Source organism: Rheinheimera oceanensis, assembly GCF_018831085.1.
GTDB classification, from domain to species: Bacteria; Pseudomonadota; Gammaproteobacteria; order Enterobacterales; family Alteromonadaceae; genus Alishewanella; species Alishewanella oceanensis.
Genome location: NZ_JAGPNM010000001.1, coordinates 91,369 through 107,852 on the forward strand (window position 1 = coordinate 91,369; position 16,484 = coordinate 107,852).

Annotated in this window: 16 protein-coding genes and 2 tRNA genes; 10 read left to right on the top strand and 8 right to left on the bottom strand. The window is 48.4% G+C overall.

Annotated elements, in window-relative coordinates; all coding sequences use genetic code 11:
* Positions 1-14 precede the first annotated feature (14 nt).
* Both J3B89_RS00430 and J3B89_RS00435 read left to right on the top strand, forming a co-directional pair.
* Positions 15-89: transfer RNA gene (locus J3B89_RS00430), tRNA-Gln, on the top strand.
* Positions 90-154: 65 nt separating this feature from the next.
* Positions 155-229, top strand: a tRNA-Gln gene (locus J3B89_RS00435).
* A gap of 38 nt (positions 230-267) precedes the next feature.
* On the opposite strand, the gene J3B89_RS00440 is transcribed toward J3B89_RS00435, so the two are convergent.
* Positions 268-1,455, bottom strand: a complete 1,188-nt coding sequence (locus J3B89_RS00440; protein WP_215395551.1) for an FAD-dependent oxidoreductase — start codon at positions 1,453-1,455, stop codon at positions 268-270.
* Between the two features lie 144 nt (positions 1,456-1,599).
* Between J3B89_RS00440 and J3B89_RS00445 the strand changes: the two genes are divergently transcribed.
* The 4 genes from J3B89_RS00445 to ppiC all read left to right on the top strand — a co-directional run bounded on the left by J3B89_RS00445 (position 1,600) and on the right by ppiC (position 5,031).
* The gene (locus J3B89_RS00445) at positions 1,600-2,229 is read left to right on the top strand and encodes a peroxiredoxin-like family protein (protein WP_215395552.1); all 630 of its coding nucleotides are present in this window, start codon (positions 1,600-1,602) and stop codon (positions 2,227-2,229) included.
* A 184-nt stretch (positions 2,230-2,413) separates the two neighbouring features.
* The gene (gene aguB, locus J3B89_RS00450) at positions 2,414-3,310 is read left to right on the top strand and encodes an N-carbamoylputrescine amidase (protein WP_215395553.1); all 897 of its coding nucleotides are present in this window, start codon (positions 2,414-2,416) and stop codon (positions 3,308-3,310) included.
* On the top strand, positions 3,311-4,432 hold the full coding sequence (gene aguA, locus J3B89_RS00455) for an agmatine deiminase (RefSeq protein ID WP_215395554.1): 1,122 nt from the start codon (positions 3,311-3,313) through the stop codon (positions 4,430-4,432).
* Between the two features lie 320 nt (positions 4,433-4,752).
* Positions 4,753-5,031 carry a peptidylprolyl isomerase PpiC gene (gene ppiC, locus J3B89_RS00460; protein ID WP_215395555.1) on the top strand — a complete coding sequence of 93 codons (279 nt, stop codon included), beginning with the start codon at positions 4,753-4,755 and terminating at the stop codon, positions 5,029-5,031.
* A gap of 25 nt (positions 5,032-5,056) precedes the next feature.
* On the opposite strand, the gene J3B89_RS00465 is transcribed toward ppiC, so the two are convergent.
* The 3 genes from J3B89_RS00465 to J3B89_RS00475 all read right to left on the bottom strand — a co-directional run bounded on the left by J3B89_RS00465 (position 5,057) and on the right by J3B89_RS00475 (position 7,525).
* Positions 5,057-5,770 carry an RES family NAD+ phosphorylase gene (locus J3B89_RS00465; protein WP_215395556.1) on the bottom strand — a complete coding sequence of 238 codons (714 nt, stop codon included), beginning with the start codon at positions 5,768-5,770 and terminating at the stop codon, positions 5,057-5,059.
* Positions 5,764-6,162 carry an antitoxin Xre-like helix-turn-helix domain-containing protein gene (locus J3B89_RS00470; protein WP_215395557.1) on the bottom strand — a complete coding sequence of 133 codons (399 nt, stop codon included), beginning with the start codon at positions 6,160-6,162 and terminating at the stop codon, positions 5,764-5,766. Before J3B89_RS00470 ends, J3B89_RS00465 begins: the two co-directional genes overlap by 7 nt.
* Before the next feature lie 112 nt (positions 6,163-6,274).
* Positions 6,275-7,525, bottom strand: coding sequence for a DEAD/DEAH box helicase (locus tag J3B89_RS00475; protein ID WP_215395558.1), 1,251 nt, complete (start codon positions 7,523-7,525; stop codon positions 6,275-6,277).
* On the opposite strand from J3B89_RS00475, the gene J3B89_RS21340 reads away from it, so the two are divergent.
* Genes J3B89_RS21340 through J3B89_RS00485 form a run of 3 tightly spaced genes read left to right on the top strand, consistent with a single transcriptional unit; the run spans position 7,519 to position 8,809 of the window.
* Positions 7,519-7,641 (top strand): hypothetical protein, encoded by a 123-nt coding sequence (locus tag J3B89_RS21340; protein WP_285895581.1) that lies wholly within the window; start codon positions 7,519-7,521, stop codon positions 7,639-7,641. The two genes, J3B89_RS00475 and J3B89_RS21340, sit on opposite strands and share 7 nt — an antisense overlap.
* Complete coding sequence (locus J3B89_RS00480) at positions 7,638-7,907, top strand: GIY-YIG nuclease family protein (RefSeq protein WP_215395559.1); 270 nt, start codon at positions 7,638-7,640, stop codon at positions 7,905-7,907. The genes J3B89_RS21340 and J3B89_RS00480 overlap by 4 nt, the downstream gene beginning before the upstream one ends.
* Complete coding sequence (locus tag J3B89_RS00485; RefSeq protein ID WP_215395560.1) at positions 7,907-8,809, top strand: AEC family transporter; 903 nt, start codon at positions 7,907-7,909, stop codon at positions 8,807-8,809. Before J3B89_RS00480 ends, J3B89_RS00485 begins: the two co-directional genes overlap by 1 nt.
* On the opposite strand, the gene J3B89_RS00490 is transcribed toward J3B89_RS00485, so the two are convergent.
* The 3 genes from J3B89_RS00490 to acnA form a co-directional block, all read right to left on the bottom strand.
* A complete protein-coding gene (locus J3B89_RS00490; protein ID WP_215395561.1) occupies positions 8,806-8,979 on the bottom strand; it encodes a type II toxin-antitoxin system antitoxin in 174 nt (57 codons plus the stop codon). The genes J3B89_RS00485 and J3B89_RS00490 overlap by 4 nt on opposite strands.
* A gap of 8 nt (positions 8,980-8,987) precedes the next feature.
* Positions 8,988-9,845, bottom strand: coding sequence for an SPFH domain-containing protein (locus tag J3B89_RS00495; RefSeq protein WP_215395562.1), 858 nt, complete (start codon positions 9,843-9,845; stop codon positions 8,988-8,990).
* Positions 9,846-9,957: 112 nt separating this feature from the next.
* Positions 9,958-12,675 carry an aconitate hydratase AcnA gene (acnA, locus tag J3B89_RS00500; RefSeq protein WP_215395563.1) on the bottom strand — a complete coding sequence of 906 codons (2,718 nt, stop codon included), beginning with the start codon at positions 12,673-12,675 and terminating at the stop codon, positions 9,958-9,960.
* A gap of 259 nt (positions 12,676-12,934) precedes the next feature.
* Here acnA and J3B89_RS00505 point away from each other — a divergent pair, with 259 nt between their 5' ends.
* Positions 12,935-15,367, top strand: a complete 2,433-nt coding sequence (locus J3B89_RS00505) for a hypothetical protein (protein ID WP_215395564.1) — start codon at positions 12,935-12,937, stop codon at positions 15,365-15,367.
* Between the two features lie 67 nt (positions 15,368-15,434).
* Here J3B89_RS00505 and J3B89_RS00510 read toward each other — a convergent pair whose 3' ends face one another.
* Positions 15,435-16,403 carry an eCIS core domain-containing protein gene (locus J3B89_RS00510; protein ID WP_215395565.1) on the bottom strand — a complete coding sequence of 323 codons (969 nt, stop codon included), beginning with the start codon at positions 16,401-16,403 and terminating at the stop codon, positions 15,435-15,437.
* Positions 16,404-16,484 lie beyond the last annotated feature (81 nt).

Sequence of the window (16,484 nt, forward strand, 5' to 3'; positions counted from 1 at the left end):
ACACAAGTTTTTGCAGGGGCGTAGCCAAGCGGTAAGGCAGCGGGTTTTGATCCCGCCATGCGTTGGTTCGAATCCAGCCGCCCCTGCCATTAATTCAGTGAACGTAGTTTTCGTAAAATCCTGCCAAACGACGATCACACAACAGTGTTTCAGTAGGGGCGTAGCCAAGCGGTAAGGCAGCGGGTTTTGATCCCGCCATGCGTTGGTTCGAATCCAGCCGCCCCTGCCATTAAACAGAAGAACCCAGCTTAGGCTGGGTTTTTGCTTTTATTCCGAACCAACTGCATAACGCGCTACCAGTGTTTTTAACATAGTACTGCGCGCCGCCACACCTAATGCAAACTGGCGCAGTTTACGCAGCGGCGTAATATCATTACCAAATACCTGATAAAAGCCATCCATCGCACTCATCATCAGCAAATTTGCTGGTTTACGCTTGCGCTGATAACGTTGCAGCAAAGCAATATTGCCAATATCAGTGTTATGCCGTTGTGCGTCAATTATCAGCTCTGTTAGCAGTTTAGCGTCAGCAAAACCCAGGTTAACGCCCTGCCCCGCCAGCGGGTTAATGGTATGGGCGGCATCACCGGCTAATACCACACGGCCGGCGTGATAGCGGTTAGCGTCCATCCGTGCCAGCGGAAACCAACTGCTGTTAACAACCTCTACCGCACCTATTTGTGCCGGAAAAGCTTTAACAAGCTCCTGCGTTAACTGCGCCGGGCTAAGAGCCGCCAGCTGTTTTACCCTTGTGGCCTCGTCGTACCAGACTATTGAGCCCTGATTACCCGGCAATGGCAAAAAGGCTTTTGGCCCGCTTGGCGTAAATTGCTGCCAGGTGACATCTTGTTGCGGGTAAGATGTATTAACCAGGGCAACTAAACACGCCTGACGGTATTGCCAACCATTGGTGCCAATACCAGCCAGCTGGCGCAGTTGTGAGTTAGCACCATCTGCTGCAACTACCAGTTTACTTATTAGTGTTTCGCCGCTGTCGAGCAGCAATGTCACACTGTCATTGTTTTGGTGTAACTCACTGACAGATGCCGGGCAAAATAGCCGGACATTAGCGCCAAATTGCTGCCACAGCGCCAACTGCAGTAAATTATTCTCTACAATAGAGCCCAAATGGCTGCGTTTAATATCTGCCGCATTGAAGGTAACTATGTTGTGCGGTTGTTCAAACGCCTGTAAGCGCTGATAAGGACACAGGCGCATCTGCTCAAGTGTTTGCCAGGCACCGAGTTGGGTTAGCCAGGCTTCGCTGGCAAGGTTAATAGATGACACCCGTAAATCCGGCGCGCTGTCAGCATTAAACTCTGGCGGTGGCTGCTTTTCTATCAGGGCAACACGCATACCCGCCTGACTTAACGCCAGTGCAATAGCTGCACCTACCATGCCGCCGCCAACAATGCTGATGTCGATATTATGCTCAGACGCTGTATTAGTAGTCATAGGTATTAATCACATTCTCTGTTAGCGGCATTGTACGCCAGAGCCGCGTAAAAACGAAAACTGCCATTTATTGTTGAATACTGAAAGTAAAATGGCATAGGGCCTGTCTTTGTTAGTTCAAAATTCGGATAACAAGGACACTTTATGAAACTTTATCTAAGTGCAGCTATAGCTTTATTGTTTAGCATCAAACTTATGGCTGCTACCATAGCCCCCTCTCCTGAGCAGGTAACACCTTTGCTGAATGGTTTAACCATACCGGACGTCAGCTTAACAACAGCTGACAATAACCCGGTACAACTTGTGGATCTGGTAAAACAAAAGCCCAGCGTACTGGTATTTTATCGCGGCGGCTGGTGCCCGTATTGCAATGCACAATTATCTGCACTGCGCGATATTGAGCCGCAGCTTAATAAGCTGGGTTATCAGTTGATTGCTATAACACCGGATAGCACTGCGTCAATCAATAAGAGCTTAAAAGACACCGGCGGCCAGAAGCTGAACTATACACTGTTGTCTGACACCAGCTTTGCTGCCAGCAGCGCTTTTGGCCTGGCGTATTATCTGGATGATAAAACCGCAGCGGCGTACAAAGGCAAACTCGGCAACCTGATCACCACCGAAACCGGCACTGAGAAAGTAGTGCTGCCGGTGCCGGCAGTATACATCGTTAACACTAAAGGCGAAGCGCTGTTTAACTATGTACATATTAACTATAAAACCCGGCTGGAGGGCGAATTGCTGCTAAAAGCGGCCGAGTTAGCGTTGCAGTAAAGCTGTCATTTTTCAGGTCGTCTCTCACCTGTTTACAGCAGCGGACAAAGTAGTATTTTCTGCTGCTGTTTTTTTATTAAAAAGCGTTGACGCAACGACAAAAATACGGCATTTTCGCGCCCTGTTTGGCAAGCGCCTTAACTGATGCTAGCCTGTTGGTTTTACCCTCTGTCGGAGATAACTGATGCGTAATGTAACCGTTGCTGCAACTCAAATGATTGGCGGCTGGAATGTTGATGAAAACATCAAACGTGGCGAGCGTTTAGTGCGTGAAGCGGCCTCTCAGGGCGCCCAAATTATCCTGCTGCAGGAGTTGTTTGAGCGCAATTATTTCTGCCAGAAACAAAAACCGGATTATTTAGCTTTTGCCACTACAGTAGCAGAGAACAAAGCCGTAGCGCATTTTACTAAAATCGCCAAAGAGCTAAACGTAGTACTGCCCATCAGTATTTACGAGCGCGCCGGCAACTGCCTGTATAACAGCGTGGTAATTATCGACGCCGACGGCGAAAACCTGGGCACTTACCGTAAAAGCCATATTCCGGATGGCCCGGGTTACAGCGAAAAATACTACTTCACGCCCGGCGATACCGGTTTTAAAGTGTTTGCTACCAGGTACGCCAAAATCGGCGTGGGCATTTGCTGGGATCAATGGTTCCCCGAGTGTGCTCGCAGCATGGCATTAATGGGCGCCGAGCTGCTGTTCTACCCTACGGCAATAGGCAGCGAGCCGCACGATGCAACCATCAGCTCACGTGATCACTGGCAGCGCACACAGCAAGGCCATGCCGCTGCTAACTTAATGCCACTGATTGCCTCTAACCGTATCGGTACCGAAACCGAAGGCGATTACCATATTACCTTCTACGGCAGCTCTTTTATTGCCGACGAAACCGGTGCCAAGGTGCAAGAGGCCAACGAGACAGACGAAGCCGTGCTGGTGCATACCTTCGACTTAGACGCCGTTGCTGCTACCCGCCGTGCCTGGGGCGTTTTCCGTGACCGCCGTATTGATATCTACGGTGCTGTTATGACCAAAGATGGCGAAACCAAACAACCTGTGAAACAAGGTGGTAACTAAGTGGCCTTTACAACACTAAACAGCACGCCACGCGCCGATGGTTTTAGCATGCCTGCCGAGTGGGCTGCACATAAACAAACCTGGATGGTATGGCCAGAGCGTACCGACAGCTGGCGTTTAGGTGCCAAGCCGGCCCAACAAGCTTTTGTGGCGGTAATTAAAGCCATTGCCGGTTTTGAGCCGGTAACCGTTGGCGTATCTGCTAACCAATACGCCAATGCGCTGGTGCAGCTTACCGATGCCGGCACAAAATTCCCTATCCGCGTAGTTGAGATCTCAAACAACGACGCCTGGTGTCGTGATACCGGGCCAACCTTTGTTACTAACGCTCAAGGCGAAGTACGCGGTATTGACTGGACTTTTAACGCCTGGGGCGGCTTAAACGGTGGTTTGTACTTCCCATGGGATAAAGACGATCAGGTGGCCAGCAAAGTGCTCGGTATTGAGCAACTGCCACGCTACCGCACCGAGGGCTTTGTGCTGGAAGGCGGAGCTATTCATGTTGATGGTGAAGGTACCCTGTTAACTACAGCAGAGTGCTTGTTAAACAGCAACCGTAACCCGCATTTAAACCGTGAGCAGATTGAACAGCAGATGCGTGATTATCTGGGCATTGACAAAGTGCTGTGGTTAGAAGACGGTATCTTTAACGACGAAACCGACGGCCATATTGACAATATGGCCTGTTTTGTTAAGCCTGGCGAAGTGGTGCTGGCCTGGACTGATGACGAAACTGATCCACAGTATGCCCGCAGCAAAGCGGCGCTGGATTATTTAGAAGCGGCAACGGATGCCAAAGGCCGTAAAATTAAAGTACATAAGCTGCCGGTACCGGCGCCAATTATCGCCAAAGCCGAAGAGTACGCCACCGTTGATGCGACCATGAGCGCCATTCCACGCGAGGCCAACGCCCGCCTGGCCGGTTCATACATTAACTTCTATTTGTGTAATGGCGGTTTAATTCTGCCTACTTTTGATGACCCTAACGATAAGGTGGCAGCAGACATTCTGCAAAGCCTGTATCCGGAGCATAAAGTAGTCACAGTGCCGGGCCGCGAGATTCTGCTGGGTGGTGGTAATATTCACTGTATTACCCAGCAACAGCCGTGTGGAAAACAGTAGCAAGTGTTTAGTTCCACAAGGTAACAACACACAGGGACGCCGTGAATCCATCCATGGAGCTTGCCCTGCCGGGCTGCTGCTCAGTTCAAATTCGTTCCGGACGAATTTGTCTCTGCGGCCTCCATGCCGCAGACGCCCTGTTTAGTTGTTACCTTGCTCCACTATTAGCTCGGTCTAAACCTGCGCAGGTTAGAACTCCGGTTTGGTTGTCACAGAGTGTCTGAGTGAGCGCGTAAGCAGCGAGCGAGTTGCTGTGACAAGCCAAAACGGATGTTGTAACCGTAGCGATCTTTTAATCCTAAACAGCGAAGAGCACGACCATGTCCAAAGCCTGCGCCTTACATATACTGGTAAAAACCCGTGAAGAAGCGGAAAAACTTAAACAGCAACTGGCCAAAGGCGCCGATTTTGGCAAACTGGCCAAACAGCACTCACAATGCCCGTCGGGTAAAAAAGGCGGCGATTTAGGCGAGTTCCGCAAAGGCCAGATGGTAAAAGCCTTCGATGATGCTGTATTTAAAGGCCCGCTATTGGAAGTGCAGGGGCCGGTAAAAACCCAGTTCGGCTTTCACCTGATTAAAACTTTGTATCGCAGCTAGATTAACTACACAGAGCGCAGGATGGCTATGCGCAACTGACAATCTGGTTAACAGCGCTGATACTGCCATTTTGCCAGATCATCTCATAATGGCCGCACTGAACAATTTGCCTGACATACCGCGGGCTAAATAAGCCCCAACACACAGCACCGCTGTTACGTACCGAGTAATACTGCACACCGGCACTGCCCTGCCCGCGTAAATGGATCCCAAGCGCACGGGCTGCGCTGTAATCCTCTTTCGCATAAACAGCATGCTCTGGTGACAAGGCCGTTAGATCTGCCAGGCTAACATCGGCAAACTGACAACTTAAGGCACGAAACACAAAACGCTCATAGGCGAGCCCGGGTACTTGGGCCCAGTAACGGCCCTGATGATAAGCCACTTCGCTAATAGCTGTTTGCACACTATCGGCCAGATATAGCACACCAAAACGGCCATCAGAAAAACGGCTACCGGCCGGGTTTACATGGGTAAAAGGTGCAACAGCATAAGAGCAGCCGGCAATGCCAAACGGGATCTCTGTGCGGGGTAACAAACTCAGGTTACCGGCCTGCGCCTTCAGCCTGGGGTTGGTTAAAGCCTGCAGTGCAAATAAAGCGTCAAATTCATCGGCGTCGGCTACATCGTCAAACACCGACTGCGGCGGATATTTCGAGTTAATCAGCCGGTAGCTGTGCTGCTGATGCAACTTAACCTGAGATAAATTATCCGGCCCCGCACTCGCCTTTCCTACCACATGCCACCACGCAAGGCATCAATGTGTTTAAAGGTTTCGTACAGCGCCGCAAACTGGCCGCTGCTGATAATATCCAGCGGGCTGCTACCATTAAAATACGGGTTATAGTTGGGTAATGCCATAAAACCATACAGGTTTTGCGGGTTATCAAACAATAGCCTTAAGCTGCTGTGAATATTCAGCAAGTAGCTTATACGCTCTATCTGGTCTTGCGTTAAGCTGGCGCAGTAAGGGTCATTACGGTATTTGTAATATGCCGCTTTGGAGATCTGTAAAATGCGCTGCACCTGCTCTGGCGAGCATTGCCATTTATCCAGAATAGCAAATACGGCTTTAAGCCCTGTAGCAGCGACTTGCCGCTGGTTTTGTCTGTCGAGCTGTACTGCTTGCATAACAACAACCTCGCACCTTGCCAATTGGTATCAATATAGACCATTAATATTAATATGTCTATATAGAGACAGCTATACACCTAAAAAAGCAGACACTATGGTCTGCTTCGTTTTATGCTTTACCTAAGGCCTTAGCGCGCAGCTTGGCTTTCAGCATACCTTTCTTTGCCGGTTTTTTCGGCCCGTCACCGTGGCGTGCCTGCGCTTGCTCTGGTGAAACATAGGTAGGGTCGTGCTCGTAACCCGGTAGTATTTTAGCCGTGATCACCTGTTGAATAAGCCGCTCTATATCCTGCAGCGCTTTAATTTCTTCCGGCGTGATCAATGTTAACGCCACACCACTGTTACCGGCACGGCCGGTGCGGCCAATACGGTGCACATAATCTTCTGACACCTGCGGTAAATCGTAATTCACGACATAAGGCAGTTCGTTAATATCCAGGCCACGGGCGGCAATATCGGTAGCCACTAAAATGCGTACAGCTCCGGCTTTAAAATCGGCCAGTGCTTTGGTGCGGGCCCCCTGGCTTTTATCACCATGAATGGCTGCGCTTTTTAAGCCGTCTTTCGCCAGTTGCTTCGCCAGACGATCAGCGCCGTGTTTGGTGCGGACAAAAACCAGCACCTGCGGCCAGTTATTTTTACCAATAACATGCGATAACAGCTCGCGTTTGCGGTGCCGGTCAACTAAATATGCCAGTTGCTCTACCCGCTCTGCAGCAGCATTAGTTGCCGCGACTTCAATTAACTGCGGATTGTTTAACAGCTCATCGGCCAGTTGCTTTATCTCGCTGGAATAGGTAGCAGAGAACAGCAGCGTTTGCCGTTTAGCAGGCAACTTGGCCATAATGCGTTTGATATCAACAATAAAGCCCATATCCAGCATGCGGTCGGCTTCGTCCAGTACCAGCACCTCTAACGCGGATAAATCCACGGTTTTCTGGTGCAGGTGGTCAATAAGGCGCCCCGGGGTAGCTACCAGTATATCCAGCCCCTGCCCGGCTTCATCATATTGCGGCCGAATAGACACGCCGCCATAAAACACCGCTGAGCGGGTGTCCAGATACTGGCTATATTTACGCACATTGTCATACACTTGCTGCGCCAGTTCCCGGGTTGGCGTTAACACCAGTACCCGCACCTGATTTGGCGCTACGACCTTAGGCGCATTGAGCATTTGTTGCAGCAACGGTAAAGTAAAGGCCGCAGTTTTACCCGTACCGGTCTGCGCACCAGCCAGCACATCTTTACCGGCCAGAATCACCGGTATACTTTGCAATTGCACCGGCGTCGCAGCAGCATAGCCTTGCTCTGACAGAACACGTAAAATGGGCGCCGCCAGGGCGAGAGATTGAAATGACATTAAAATTCCTGTTTTGCCAAAGCTTAACTACCGTTGCCGTTATTGCACTGAAATACGGCACACGGCTTAAAGCGCGCAGTATAGCAGAACAGCGCTGTACGGAGTTAACCCCATGAGCAACTGGTATCTGTATATGGTGCAAACCGGCAGCGGCATGCTGTATACCGGTATCAGTACCGATCCTGTCAGGCGATTGCGCCAGCATAGTGGCGAGCTGGCTGGCGGTGCTAAAGCGCTACGCGGTAAAGGGCCGTTAACGCTGGTATATCAACAGCCCGTTGCAGATAAAAGCACTGCCGCTAAAGCCGAGTATCAACTTAAACAACTATCCAAAAGTGCAAAACTGGCGCTTGCTGCCAGTTATAACCCAAGTGAGATTTGATGGACAACTTTCTGCTTATCCTGGCTTATCTGTGCATTGGCGTTTTGCTGCGCCGGTTACCTGCCATGCCGCAAAACAGCGGTATTGCACTGAATATGTATGTGCTTTATGTTGCACTGCCTGCACTGATCCTGAAAAACGTACCTCAGTTACAATTTTCTGCTGCATTACTTATTCCGGCCGTTACGCCCTGGTTGCTGTTGCTGGCAGTAGTGGCAACAGTATTGCTGCTCAGTAAAGTATTTCGCTGGCCCCGCGAGGTTACCGGTGCCTTGTTAATCGTGCTGCCGCTGGGTAATACCTCGTTTTTAGGCTTTCCGATGACAGAGGCCTTATTTGGCAGTCACGCCATGCCATATGCGGTGGTATACGATCAGCTGGGTTCATTTATTGCGCTGGCAAGCTATGTTACGGTTATTGCTGCGCTGTACAGCCCAACAGCAGCCAAACCAACTGTTAAAGGTATTATCGTTAAAATTATTACCTTTCCGTCGTTTATCGCCTTGCTACTGGGTTTGTTGCTGCGCGGCACTGAGTACCCGCCCTTTGCCACACAGTTAATTGATAATCTGGCGGCAACTCTGGTACCGGTGGTAATGGTAGCGGTAGGCTTTGCCCTGACTATCAAATTCAGTAAAAGCGAAATATCGCCGCTTATTTGTGCGCTGCTGATTAAACTGGCACTAATGCCTGCGCTGGTGGCTGCGCTGTGGTTTAGTGTTGGCCAACGTGGTATTGCTGTGGATGTCAGTATTTTTCAGGCAGCAATGCCACCGATGATCTCTGCCGGTGCTATTGCCATTATGGCGGGGCTGGCACCGCGTCTGGTTAGCGGCATTATTGGTATTGGTATCTTACTGGGACTGGTTAGCTTACCTGTGGTGTTCTGGCTGCTGCATTAATCGTCGTCAGCCTGATCTTTTGCCGGTTTTAACCGGCCGGCTTTTTTCAGCGCATCGTTAAGCAAAAACTCAATCTGGCCGTTAACACTGCGAAACTCATCATCTGCCCAGCGCTGCAAAGCGCTGAGCATTGTTTCGTCAATACGTAAAGCAAAGGCTTTTTTAGCCACAACAACCCCTACTGATACAGGCTACCGGTATTAATTACCGGCTGCACATGATGATCACCACACAATACCACCAGTAGGTTACTGACCATTGCGGCCTTGCGCTCGTCATCCAGTTGCACTACGTTACGCGCAGATAGCCGCTCCAGCGCTGTTTCTACCATACCCACAGCACCTTCAACAATTTGCTGGCGTGCTGCCACTATTGCTGCGGCCTGCTGGCGCTGTAACATGGCGCTGGCAATTTCCGGCGCATAGGCTAAGTGGCTAATGCGGGCTTCCAGCACCTGCACCCCGGCTTTATTTAACCGGGCCTGAATTTCGCTTTTAAGCAGCTCTGTGATGTCATCTGTGCTGCTGCGCAGGCTGATAGCCTCATCATTGCCGGCATCGTAAGCATAGCTGGAGGCCAAATGACGGATAGCCGACTCGCTTTGAATACTGACAAAGTTCTCGTAGTTATCCACTTCAAATACCGCTTCAGCGCTGTCTACTACTTTCCATACTACTACAGCCGCAATTTCTACCGGGTTACCGGCATTGTCATTTACCTTCATTTTGCTGCTTTCAAAGTTACGTACCCGAAGCGATACTTTTTGCTTGCTGTATAAAGGGTTAGACCAACGCAAGCCATTATTAAGATCGGTACCAACATAACGGCCAAATAACTGCAGCACTGCCGACTGGTTCGGGTGCACCATATAAAAACCAAACCAACAGATAAACACCACTATTGCCAGCAATAAAGCCACAACTTTTACAGCCCCCGGCAACACCACCAGCCCTGCTAATGTCAGTAACTGCGCCAGTAGCAAAACCCCAATCATGCCAAAACCGCCTTTACTGTTAATCATGCGTTCCTGCAACATAACCAGCCCTCTTAAATTGATATTATTTTGATATCAAAATAGCAGTTATCGTATAAATTGCAAGCAATAAAAAAGCTGATTAAAAAATCAGCTTTTTTGCAATCGACGTTGCTCAGGCGGCGCCGATCATCCTGCGCAGCACATAATGCAAAATACCGCCATGCTGGTAATACGCCAGCTCGTTGCCAGTATCAATACGGCAGATAACGTCCAGCTCTTGCTTGGCACCATCAGCGTAAGTAATTATTAACTCAAGCTTTTGCCGTGGTTTCAGGTTATTTAAGCCGCTCAGGCTAAAGCTCTCCTCTCCGGTTAATTTCAGGCTTTTACGATCTGCCCCCGATGGAAACTGCAACGGCAATACACCCATGCCAATTAAGTTAGAACGGTGAATACGCTCAAACGATTCCGCCAACACTGCCCGCACTCCCAGCATCAGCGTGCCTTTGGCTGCCCAGTCACGCGATGAACCTGTGCCGTACTCTTTACCTGCAACCACAATCAACGGCAGCTCCTGCTGCTGATAACGCATAGCCGCATCAAAAATTGGCAGGGTTTCACCCGACGGATAATGCTTGGTTACCCCGCCTTCTGTGCCCGGTACCATTTCGTTACGAATACGCACATTGGCAAAGGTGCCGCGCACCATCACTTCGTGGTTACCCCGGCGCGAACCGTAAGAGTTAAAATCGGCTTTATCAATACCATGATCAAGCAGATACTGACCGGCTGGGCTGCTTTGCTTGATCGAACCGGCCGGTGAAATATGATCGGTTGTCACCGAATCTCCCAGCACAGCCAACAAGCGGGCATTAACAATGTCGGCTATCGGCTTAGGCTGGCGTGTCATACCACGGAAAAAGTCCGGTTGGCGGATATAGGTCGACTCGGGCCAGGTGTAAGTTTTTGCCTGTGATACATCAATAGCGCGCCAGCTTTCGTCACCATCAAACACTTGCGCATATTCTTTACTGAACATGCTGCTGGTTACCTGCGCCACTGCAGCAGCAATGTCTTTACTATCAGGCCAGATATCTTTTAAATATACGTCTTTGCCATCTTTCCCCTGCCCCAATGGCTGGTTGTTTAAATCAATATTAATTGTGCCGGCCAGTGCAAAAGCCACAACCAATGGTGGTGAAGCCAGCCAGTTAGATTTAACTAACGGATGGATGCGGCCTTCAAAATTACGGTTACCAGACAATACCGCCGAGACATTTAAATCTGCACTGCTAATGGCATTTTCTATCGGTTTGGCCAAAGGGCCTGAATTACCAATACAGGTAGTGCAACCATACCCCACCAGATTAAAACCCAGTTGCTCAAGCGGCTGCATTAAGCCTGCCTGTTGCAGATAGCGGGTAACCACTTTGGAGCCAGGCGCCAGTGAGGTTTTTACCCAGGGTTTACGGGCAAGGCCTTTAGCCACTGCATTTTGGGCCAGCAAGCCTGCCGCCATTAACACACTGGGATTTGATGTATTGGTGCAAGAGGTAATAGCGGCAATAACTACGGCATGGTTGTCCAACTGCATGCGGTGGCCATCCAGCTCGAAGCTGCGCCCTGATTGTATTGTTTCGGCTTGTGCCGCACCTTCATTTACCATTTCAGCATCACGTTCTTTGCTTACTTTTGGTTCAAGTGCTATAGCATCGTCACAGTGTTGCTTCAGCCCGCTTAATGTCACTTTATCCTGCGGTCTTTTCGGGCCAGCCAGTGACGCCACCACCGTGCTTAAATCCAGATGCAAAGTATCGGTAAATACTGGTGTAACACCTTTTTGCCGCCATAACCCCTGCGCCTGGCTATAGGCTTTTACTCTGGCAATAACAGCCTCATCACGGCCGGTAAGCTGCAGATAATCCAGCGTTACCTGATCAACCGGGAAAAAGCCACAAGTTGCACCGTATTCCGGCGCCATATTGGCAATAGTGGCACGATCTGCCAGCGCTAACTGATCCAGACCATCACCGAAAAACTCAACAAACTTGCCCACCACACCATGCTTGCGCAGCATTTGCGTAACGGTAAGCACTAAGTCGGTTGCCGTAATACCGGCATTTAACTTGCCGGTGAATTCAAAACCCACCACTTCAGGGATAATCATCGACACCGGTTGGCCCAGCATAGCCGCTTCAGCTTCAATACCGCCGACACCCCAACCCAAAATACCCAGCGCATTAATCATCGTGGTATGGGAATCGGTGCCTACCAGTGTATCAGGGTAAGCTAACTGGCCGTCTGCAGTTTGCTCTGCCCACACCGTCTGCCCCAAATATTCCAGATTCACCTGATGGCAAATACCGGTACCCGGTGGCACTACACGAAAATTGGCAAAGGCTTTGGCGCCCCAGCGTAAAAATGCATAGCGCTCATAATTGCGCTGCATTTCAATATCAACATTCTGCGTAAAGGCCTGCTCCGTAGCATAACGGTCTACCATTACCGAGTGGTCAATTACCAAATCTACCGGCGACAACGGGTTTACTTTGTCCGGGTCTTCACCCAGCGCCGCCACCGCAGCACGCATGGCGGCTAAATCAACCACTGCAGGCACGCCGGTAAAATCCTGCATTAGCACCCTGGCGGGGCGAAAAGCAATTTCGCGCTCTGAAGTGCCGGTTTTTTGCCAATCAACCAATGCCTGAATATCAGCATCGGTTACGGTATCACCATCAAGGTTACGTAAAAGATTCTCCAGCAATACCTTAAGTGAAAACGGTAAGCGGCTGATATCACCAAACTTGCTTGCAGCCTTATTCAGACTAAAAATACGATACTGCTGTTTATCTACCGTAAGTTTGTCGGCGTAGGGGTTAGGAGTGGTCATAACATACCTCGTACTGATTACTGTTAACTAAGTGTAGTGTAAAAGTACAACGAAGTAAGGCTAACACGACAGAATGGCTATTGACACAGCTGTAACTACAATAGGAACGCTGACGCTAGACAACAACATAAATTTTTACGATATACATTCCAAATATCGTATTTGATTTGACATAGTATTAAACAAAATATACAAATACACGCTATAGATAATTTTCAAAAATCAAAACAATTCTATTCATCGCATTGGACGCAAAGTAATGATAAAAAGAATAAAAAAAATCATATCTGCTTTATTCGTGCTTACCAGCTGGAGTTTGTTGCTCGCATGTGGTGGCAGTGGCTCAGATGAATCAAATCCTCAGACAGCTAAGCTGACAACACCTAATGCTTTTAACTTTGCAGCCCAACCCGGAGTGGCGTTATCCAGCGTTATCACATCAGCAGAGGTTTCCGTCTCCGGGATCAATACAGCCGTCCCCATTAAGGTTGTAGGCGGAGAGTACAGCATTAATAATGCTAATTTTACAGCAGCTGCAAGCCAAGTAGTAAATGGCGATAAAGTCAAAGTGCGGCACACCTCTGCTGCAACTCACCAGACTATTCAGGAAACAACATTAACCATAGGCAATGTCGCCGCAACATTTCGCAGTACAACTGTCGGTACAGCAGTATCTGACTTGCAAGTATCAGTGCACTTTCCACTAAATAATACCAAAGTTTATACTGATAAAATTACAATTTCCGGTAACGCCAGTAGTGGTAAAGGTATAGCGAATATTAGAGTAAATGGCATTAATGCAACATTTAAAACACCAGTTAATATGGTAGGAGCAATGAGCACAGAAGCTGCAACTACGCTAACTGACTGGAGTGTTGAGGTTCCTTTAGCCAGTGCCAGCAACAGCACGCTGACTGTAGAAGCAACAGAAACAAATGGTACCGCTAACGAAGCTGCTGTAATTCATATCAGCACCCAGCAGCCACCAATCAATTTTGCTATTGATAGCGAAGGACGCCGTTTATTAGGTCAAGTTTACTCAGAGGATATCAATGAACTTGATATCATTGCTATTGATTTAACAACAGGCGAATATCAGGTAAAGTCCCGCCATCCTCTGTTATATCAACCTCAATATATTAGTAGCACTAATAGTCTACTTTACAGTACTTTATATGGTCATACTTACACCCTCTATTCGCTATCATTAGATACTGGAATATTGTCAACCCTATTGAGCTACAGCCTTGATACAAATAGCAATGTTACCTTGTCTCAATTATCCTCCACGTATGACGCTGCAAACAATCACTTATATGTCAGCTTTATGCGCAGTGAGACTGAGTCTACGGAATATGGTGATACTGAATTATATCGAATTAACCTGACAAATCTGCAATGGGAGTTAATTGCTAGTACAGACAAAGGCACTGGAGGGAAATTCTATTTAACTGACCTTGCTATTGTAGGGAACAACATCATTGCAATTGATTCATTGCAAAATAGAGGCCTCGTTAGCCTGAACCTCGCAAACGGAAATAGAACGGTAATAGCACCACTGTTACCCTATTTCCCGGTCAAACTGGCCGTGCATCCAGAAGATACTAACAAAGTATTTGTTGCCGGTTTATCAGGCGTAGCCACCGTAAACTTATCAACTGGAGAAGTCAGCTCTTTATCAACCGATGAGGACTACCCTGACTACAACCTCTCGCAAATTTTAAGTCTGGCCGTTGACCTGCCAGGTAATCGCTTACTTATTGGAGAATCAGGTTTCAATTATGTACAAGCAATAGACCTTAGCTCGGGAGAACGCTCAACCGCATATAGTGCAGGAGTTGGCGAAGGTCGCAAGATGTTTAGTCCTACTTATCTGGCTTATGATACTACAAGCAGTACAAGTTATGTTTGGGACTACAGCACTAATAATAGCCCTGCGCTATTAAAAATTAACATGGTCAATGGCCATCGAACTCTTCTGGCTGAAATTGACGGTATAGGCAGCAATTATGCAGGCGGCCTGCATCTGGATAAAAATGCCGACCGGCTTATATTACAATACCCCGGCGGTGTAGTAGCCTACAACTTAGGCTCCACCGAGCGGCAAACTCTGGCTTCAGATCAGGCGGGTACAGGACCACTATTAGAGGATACAACTTCATCAGTGTTTGATGAAAAGAACAACGTGCTCTGGGTTACTGCCAAACCGCTAATCAATCAGCTTTATCGTATAAGCCTCAATGACTTAAGCCGTGAACTTATCACATTAAATAGGCCTGCAGGTAGCAGCGATGATATTAGTGGTTTAACAAAGCTGGAACTGGATAATATTAATAATCGCTTATTTATGGCCAACTCAGATAGTGGCAAGTTGTATCAGTTGAACCTGACCGATATGAGTGCAGCCCTACTTGATATCGAGTGTAAGGACATGTATGGCCGAAATATGCTAGATCCTGATAGCTACTACATCGGCAACATGCACTACGACAGTTTTGAAAATGATTTATTCATTACTCTTGGCGGACTAATAAAGTGGGATCTCGACACACAAAGCTGTAATGTTATCCGGACAAATAACAGTGTATTTGATTTAACCATCACTCCTGAACGACGTGTGATTGCAACCCGGGAGAACCGCCTGATGCAACTGGATATTATCAATAATCAGGAAGTCGTAATTTCACGCTGAAATATAGCAAGGCCGTAAATGCGGCCTTATGCTAACATAAAATTAAAGTTTCACTAGATTTTAGCTCTTACAAATCAATAGTACCAACCTCAGTGGCTGTAACTATTGCTGTGTAGTTATTTTTAATAAAATCCTGTACTCCTGTTGGTAACTGTTCAAACTTAAATTTTTTGTCTTTTTTCCCCGACCCAACAATCCCTACAATACCAGTACCGCTGCCTTTGAAATAATAATGCGTCCTACCGTCTGAATCGCAGGTAACATGTTTCGGGTCATTCTCATTTATATGATATTTCTTACCACCATAAGCAAAACAAGGGTAGCCTCCTTCTTTTACAACCAAAGTACCAGCAACGACTTCTCTTTGTGCTACTTCACTTGGCACCAGCCTGCTGTGAACAACAGACGATAATTGTGTGGTTACCTGAGCAGCGTTCAGCGCCTTAGCCCCCATCACATCCGCTTCATGCTCTAAGCCCGGATCGTCATTTATCGCTTCGCCTTTTAGCTGGGTGGTGGCTTTTACCCGGCCCTGCTTTTGTTGCACTACATGCCAGGCTTCGTGTGGCAGGTGTTGTTCCTGCCCCGGCGCTATGTGAATATCTGTGCCCTGCGCATAAGCATGGGCCTGCATTTGTGCTGGTTTGGCTGAGTTGTAGTGCACTTTTACATCGTCCATCGCGTAGCCGGATAGGCTCTCGATGCCACTTTTTAGCTGATCCGGCATACCGGTGTTATTGGCTGGTGCCGCATCAAACTTGCCCTGTAGTGGTTCCTCTTCTTCAAGCCCAACTTGCTGCACTGGGTCAAACTTGCCCTGCACAGGCTCTTCATCTTCCAGCGCTGCTTGCTGGCTTACCGTGCTTTCATCTGGCTTGTGCTGAATTAAAGCAGCATTACCATGTTTTAGCGCCTGTAACTGGCGGGCCTGCTGCTGTTGCCGGCTACTTTGCTGTAAAGCTGTGCTGGCAGCGCTGCCTGGTGCCATAGCTGCAGGTTGTTGTAATTGTGAGGTACGGCCAAGAACAAATTTCATGGTTGTTTCCTTAAGTTTGCAAAGCCTGTACTGCGGCTGCAGGTTAATAAAGTGTAGGTTAATACTGTGCACTGTACACAG

What these genes read in the sequence shown, in the direction of transcription:
- J3B89_RS00440 (WP_215395551.1), bottom strand. Translation starts at nt 1,455, where the DNA reads ATGACTACTAATACAGCGTCTGAGCATAATATCGACATCAGCATTGTT.
- J3B89_RS00445 (WP_215395552.1), top strand. Translation starts at nt 1,600, where the DNA reads ATGAAACTTTATCTAAGTGCAGCTATAGCTTTATTGTTTAGCATCAAA.
- aguB (WP_215395553.1), top strand. Translation starts at nt 2,414, where the DNA reads ATGCGTAATGTAACCGTTGCTGCAACTCAAATGATTGGCGGCTGGAAT.
- ppiC (WP_215395555.1), top strand. Translation starts at nt 4,753, where the DNA reads ATGTCCAAAGCCTGCGCCTTACATATACTGGTAAAAACCCGTGAAGAA.
- J3B89_RS00470 (WP_215395557.1), bottom strand. Translation starts at nt 6,162, where the DNA reads ATGCAAGCAGTACAGCTCGACAGACAAAACCAGCGGCAAGTCGCTGCT.
- J3B89_RS21340 (WP_285895581.1), top strand. Translation starts at nt 7,519, where the DNA reads ATGACATTAAAATTCCTGTTTTGCCAAAGCTTAACTACCGTTGCCGTT.
- J3B89_RS00475 (WP_215395558.1), bottom strand. Translation starts at nt 7,525, where the DNA reads ATGTCATTTCAATCTCTCGCCCTGGCGGCGCCCATTTTACGTGTTCTG.
- J3B89_RS00480 (WP_215395559.1), top strand. Translation starts at nt 7,638, where the DNA reads ATGAGCAACTGGTATCTGTATATGGTGCAAACCGGCAGCGGCATGCTG.
- J3B89_RS00485 (WP_215395560.1), top strand. Translation starts at nt 7,907, where the DNA reads ATGGACAACTTTCTGCTTATCCTGGCTTATCTGTGCATTGGCGTTTTG.
- J3B89_RS00495 (WP_215395562.1), bottom strand. Translation starts at nt 9,845, where the DNA reads ATGTTGCAGGAACGCATGATTAACAGTAAAGGCGGTTTTGGCATGATT.
- acnA (WP_215395563.1), bottom strand. Translation starts at nt 12,675, where the DNA reads ATGACCACTCCTAACCCCTACGCCGACAAACTTACGGTAGATAAACAG.
- J3B89_RS00505 (WP_215395564.1), top strand. Translation starts at nt 12,935, where the DNA reads ATGATAAAAAGAATAAAAAAAATCATATCTGCTTTATTCGTGCTTACC.
- J3B89_RS00510 (WP_215395565.1), bottom strand. Translation starts at nt 16,403, where the DNA reads ATGAAATTTGTTCTTGGCCGTACCTCACAATTACAACAACCTGCAGCT.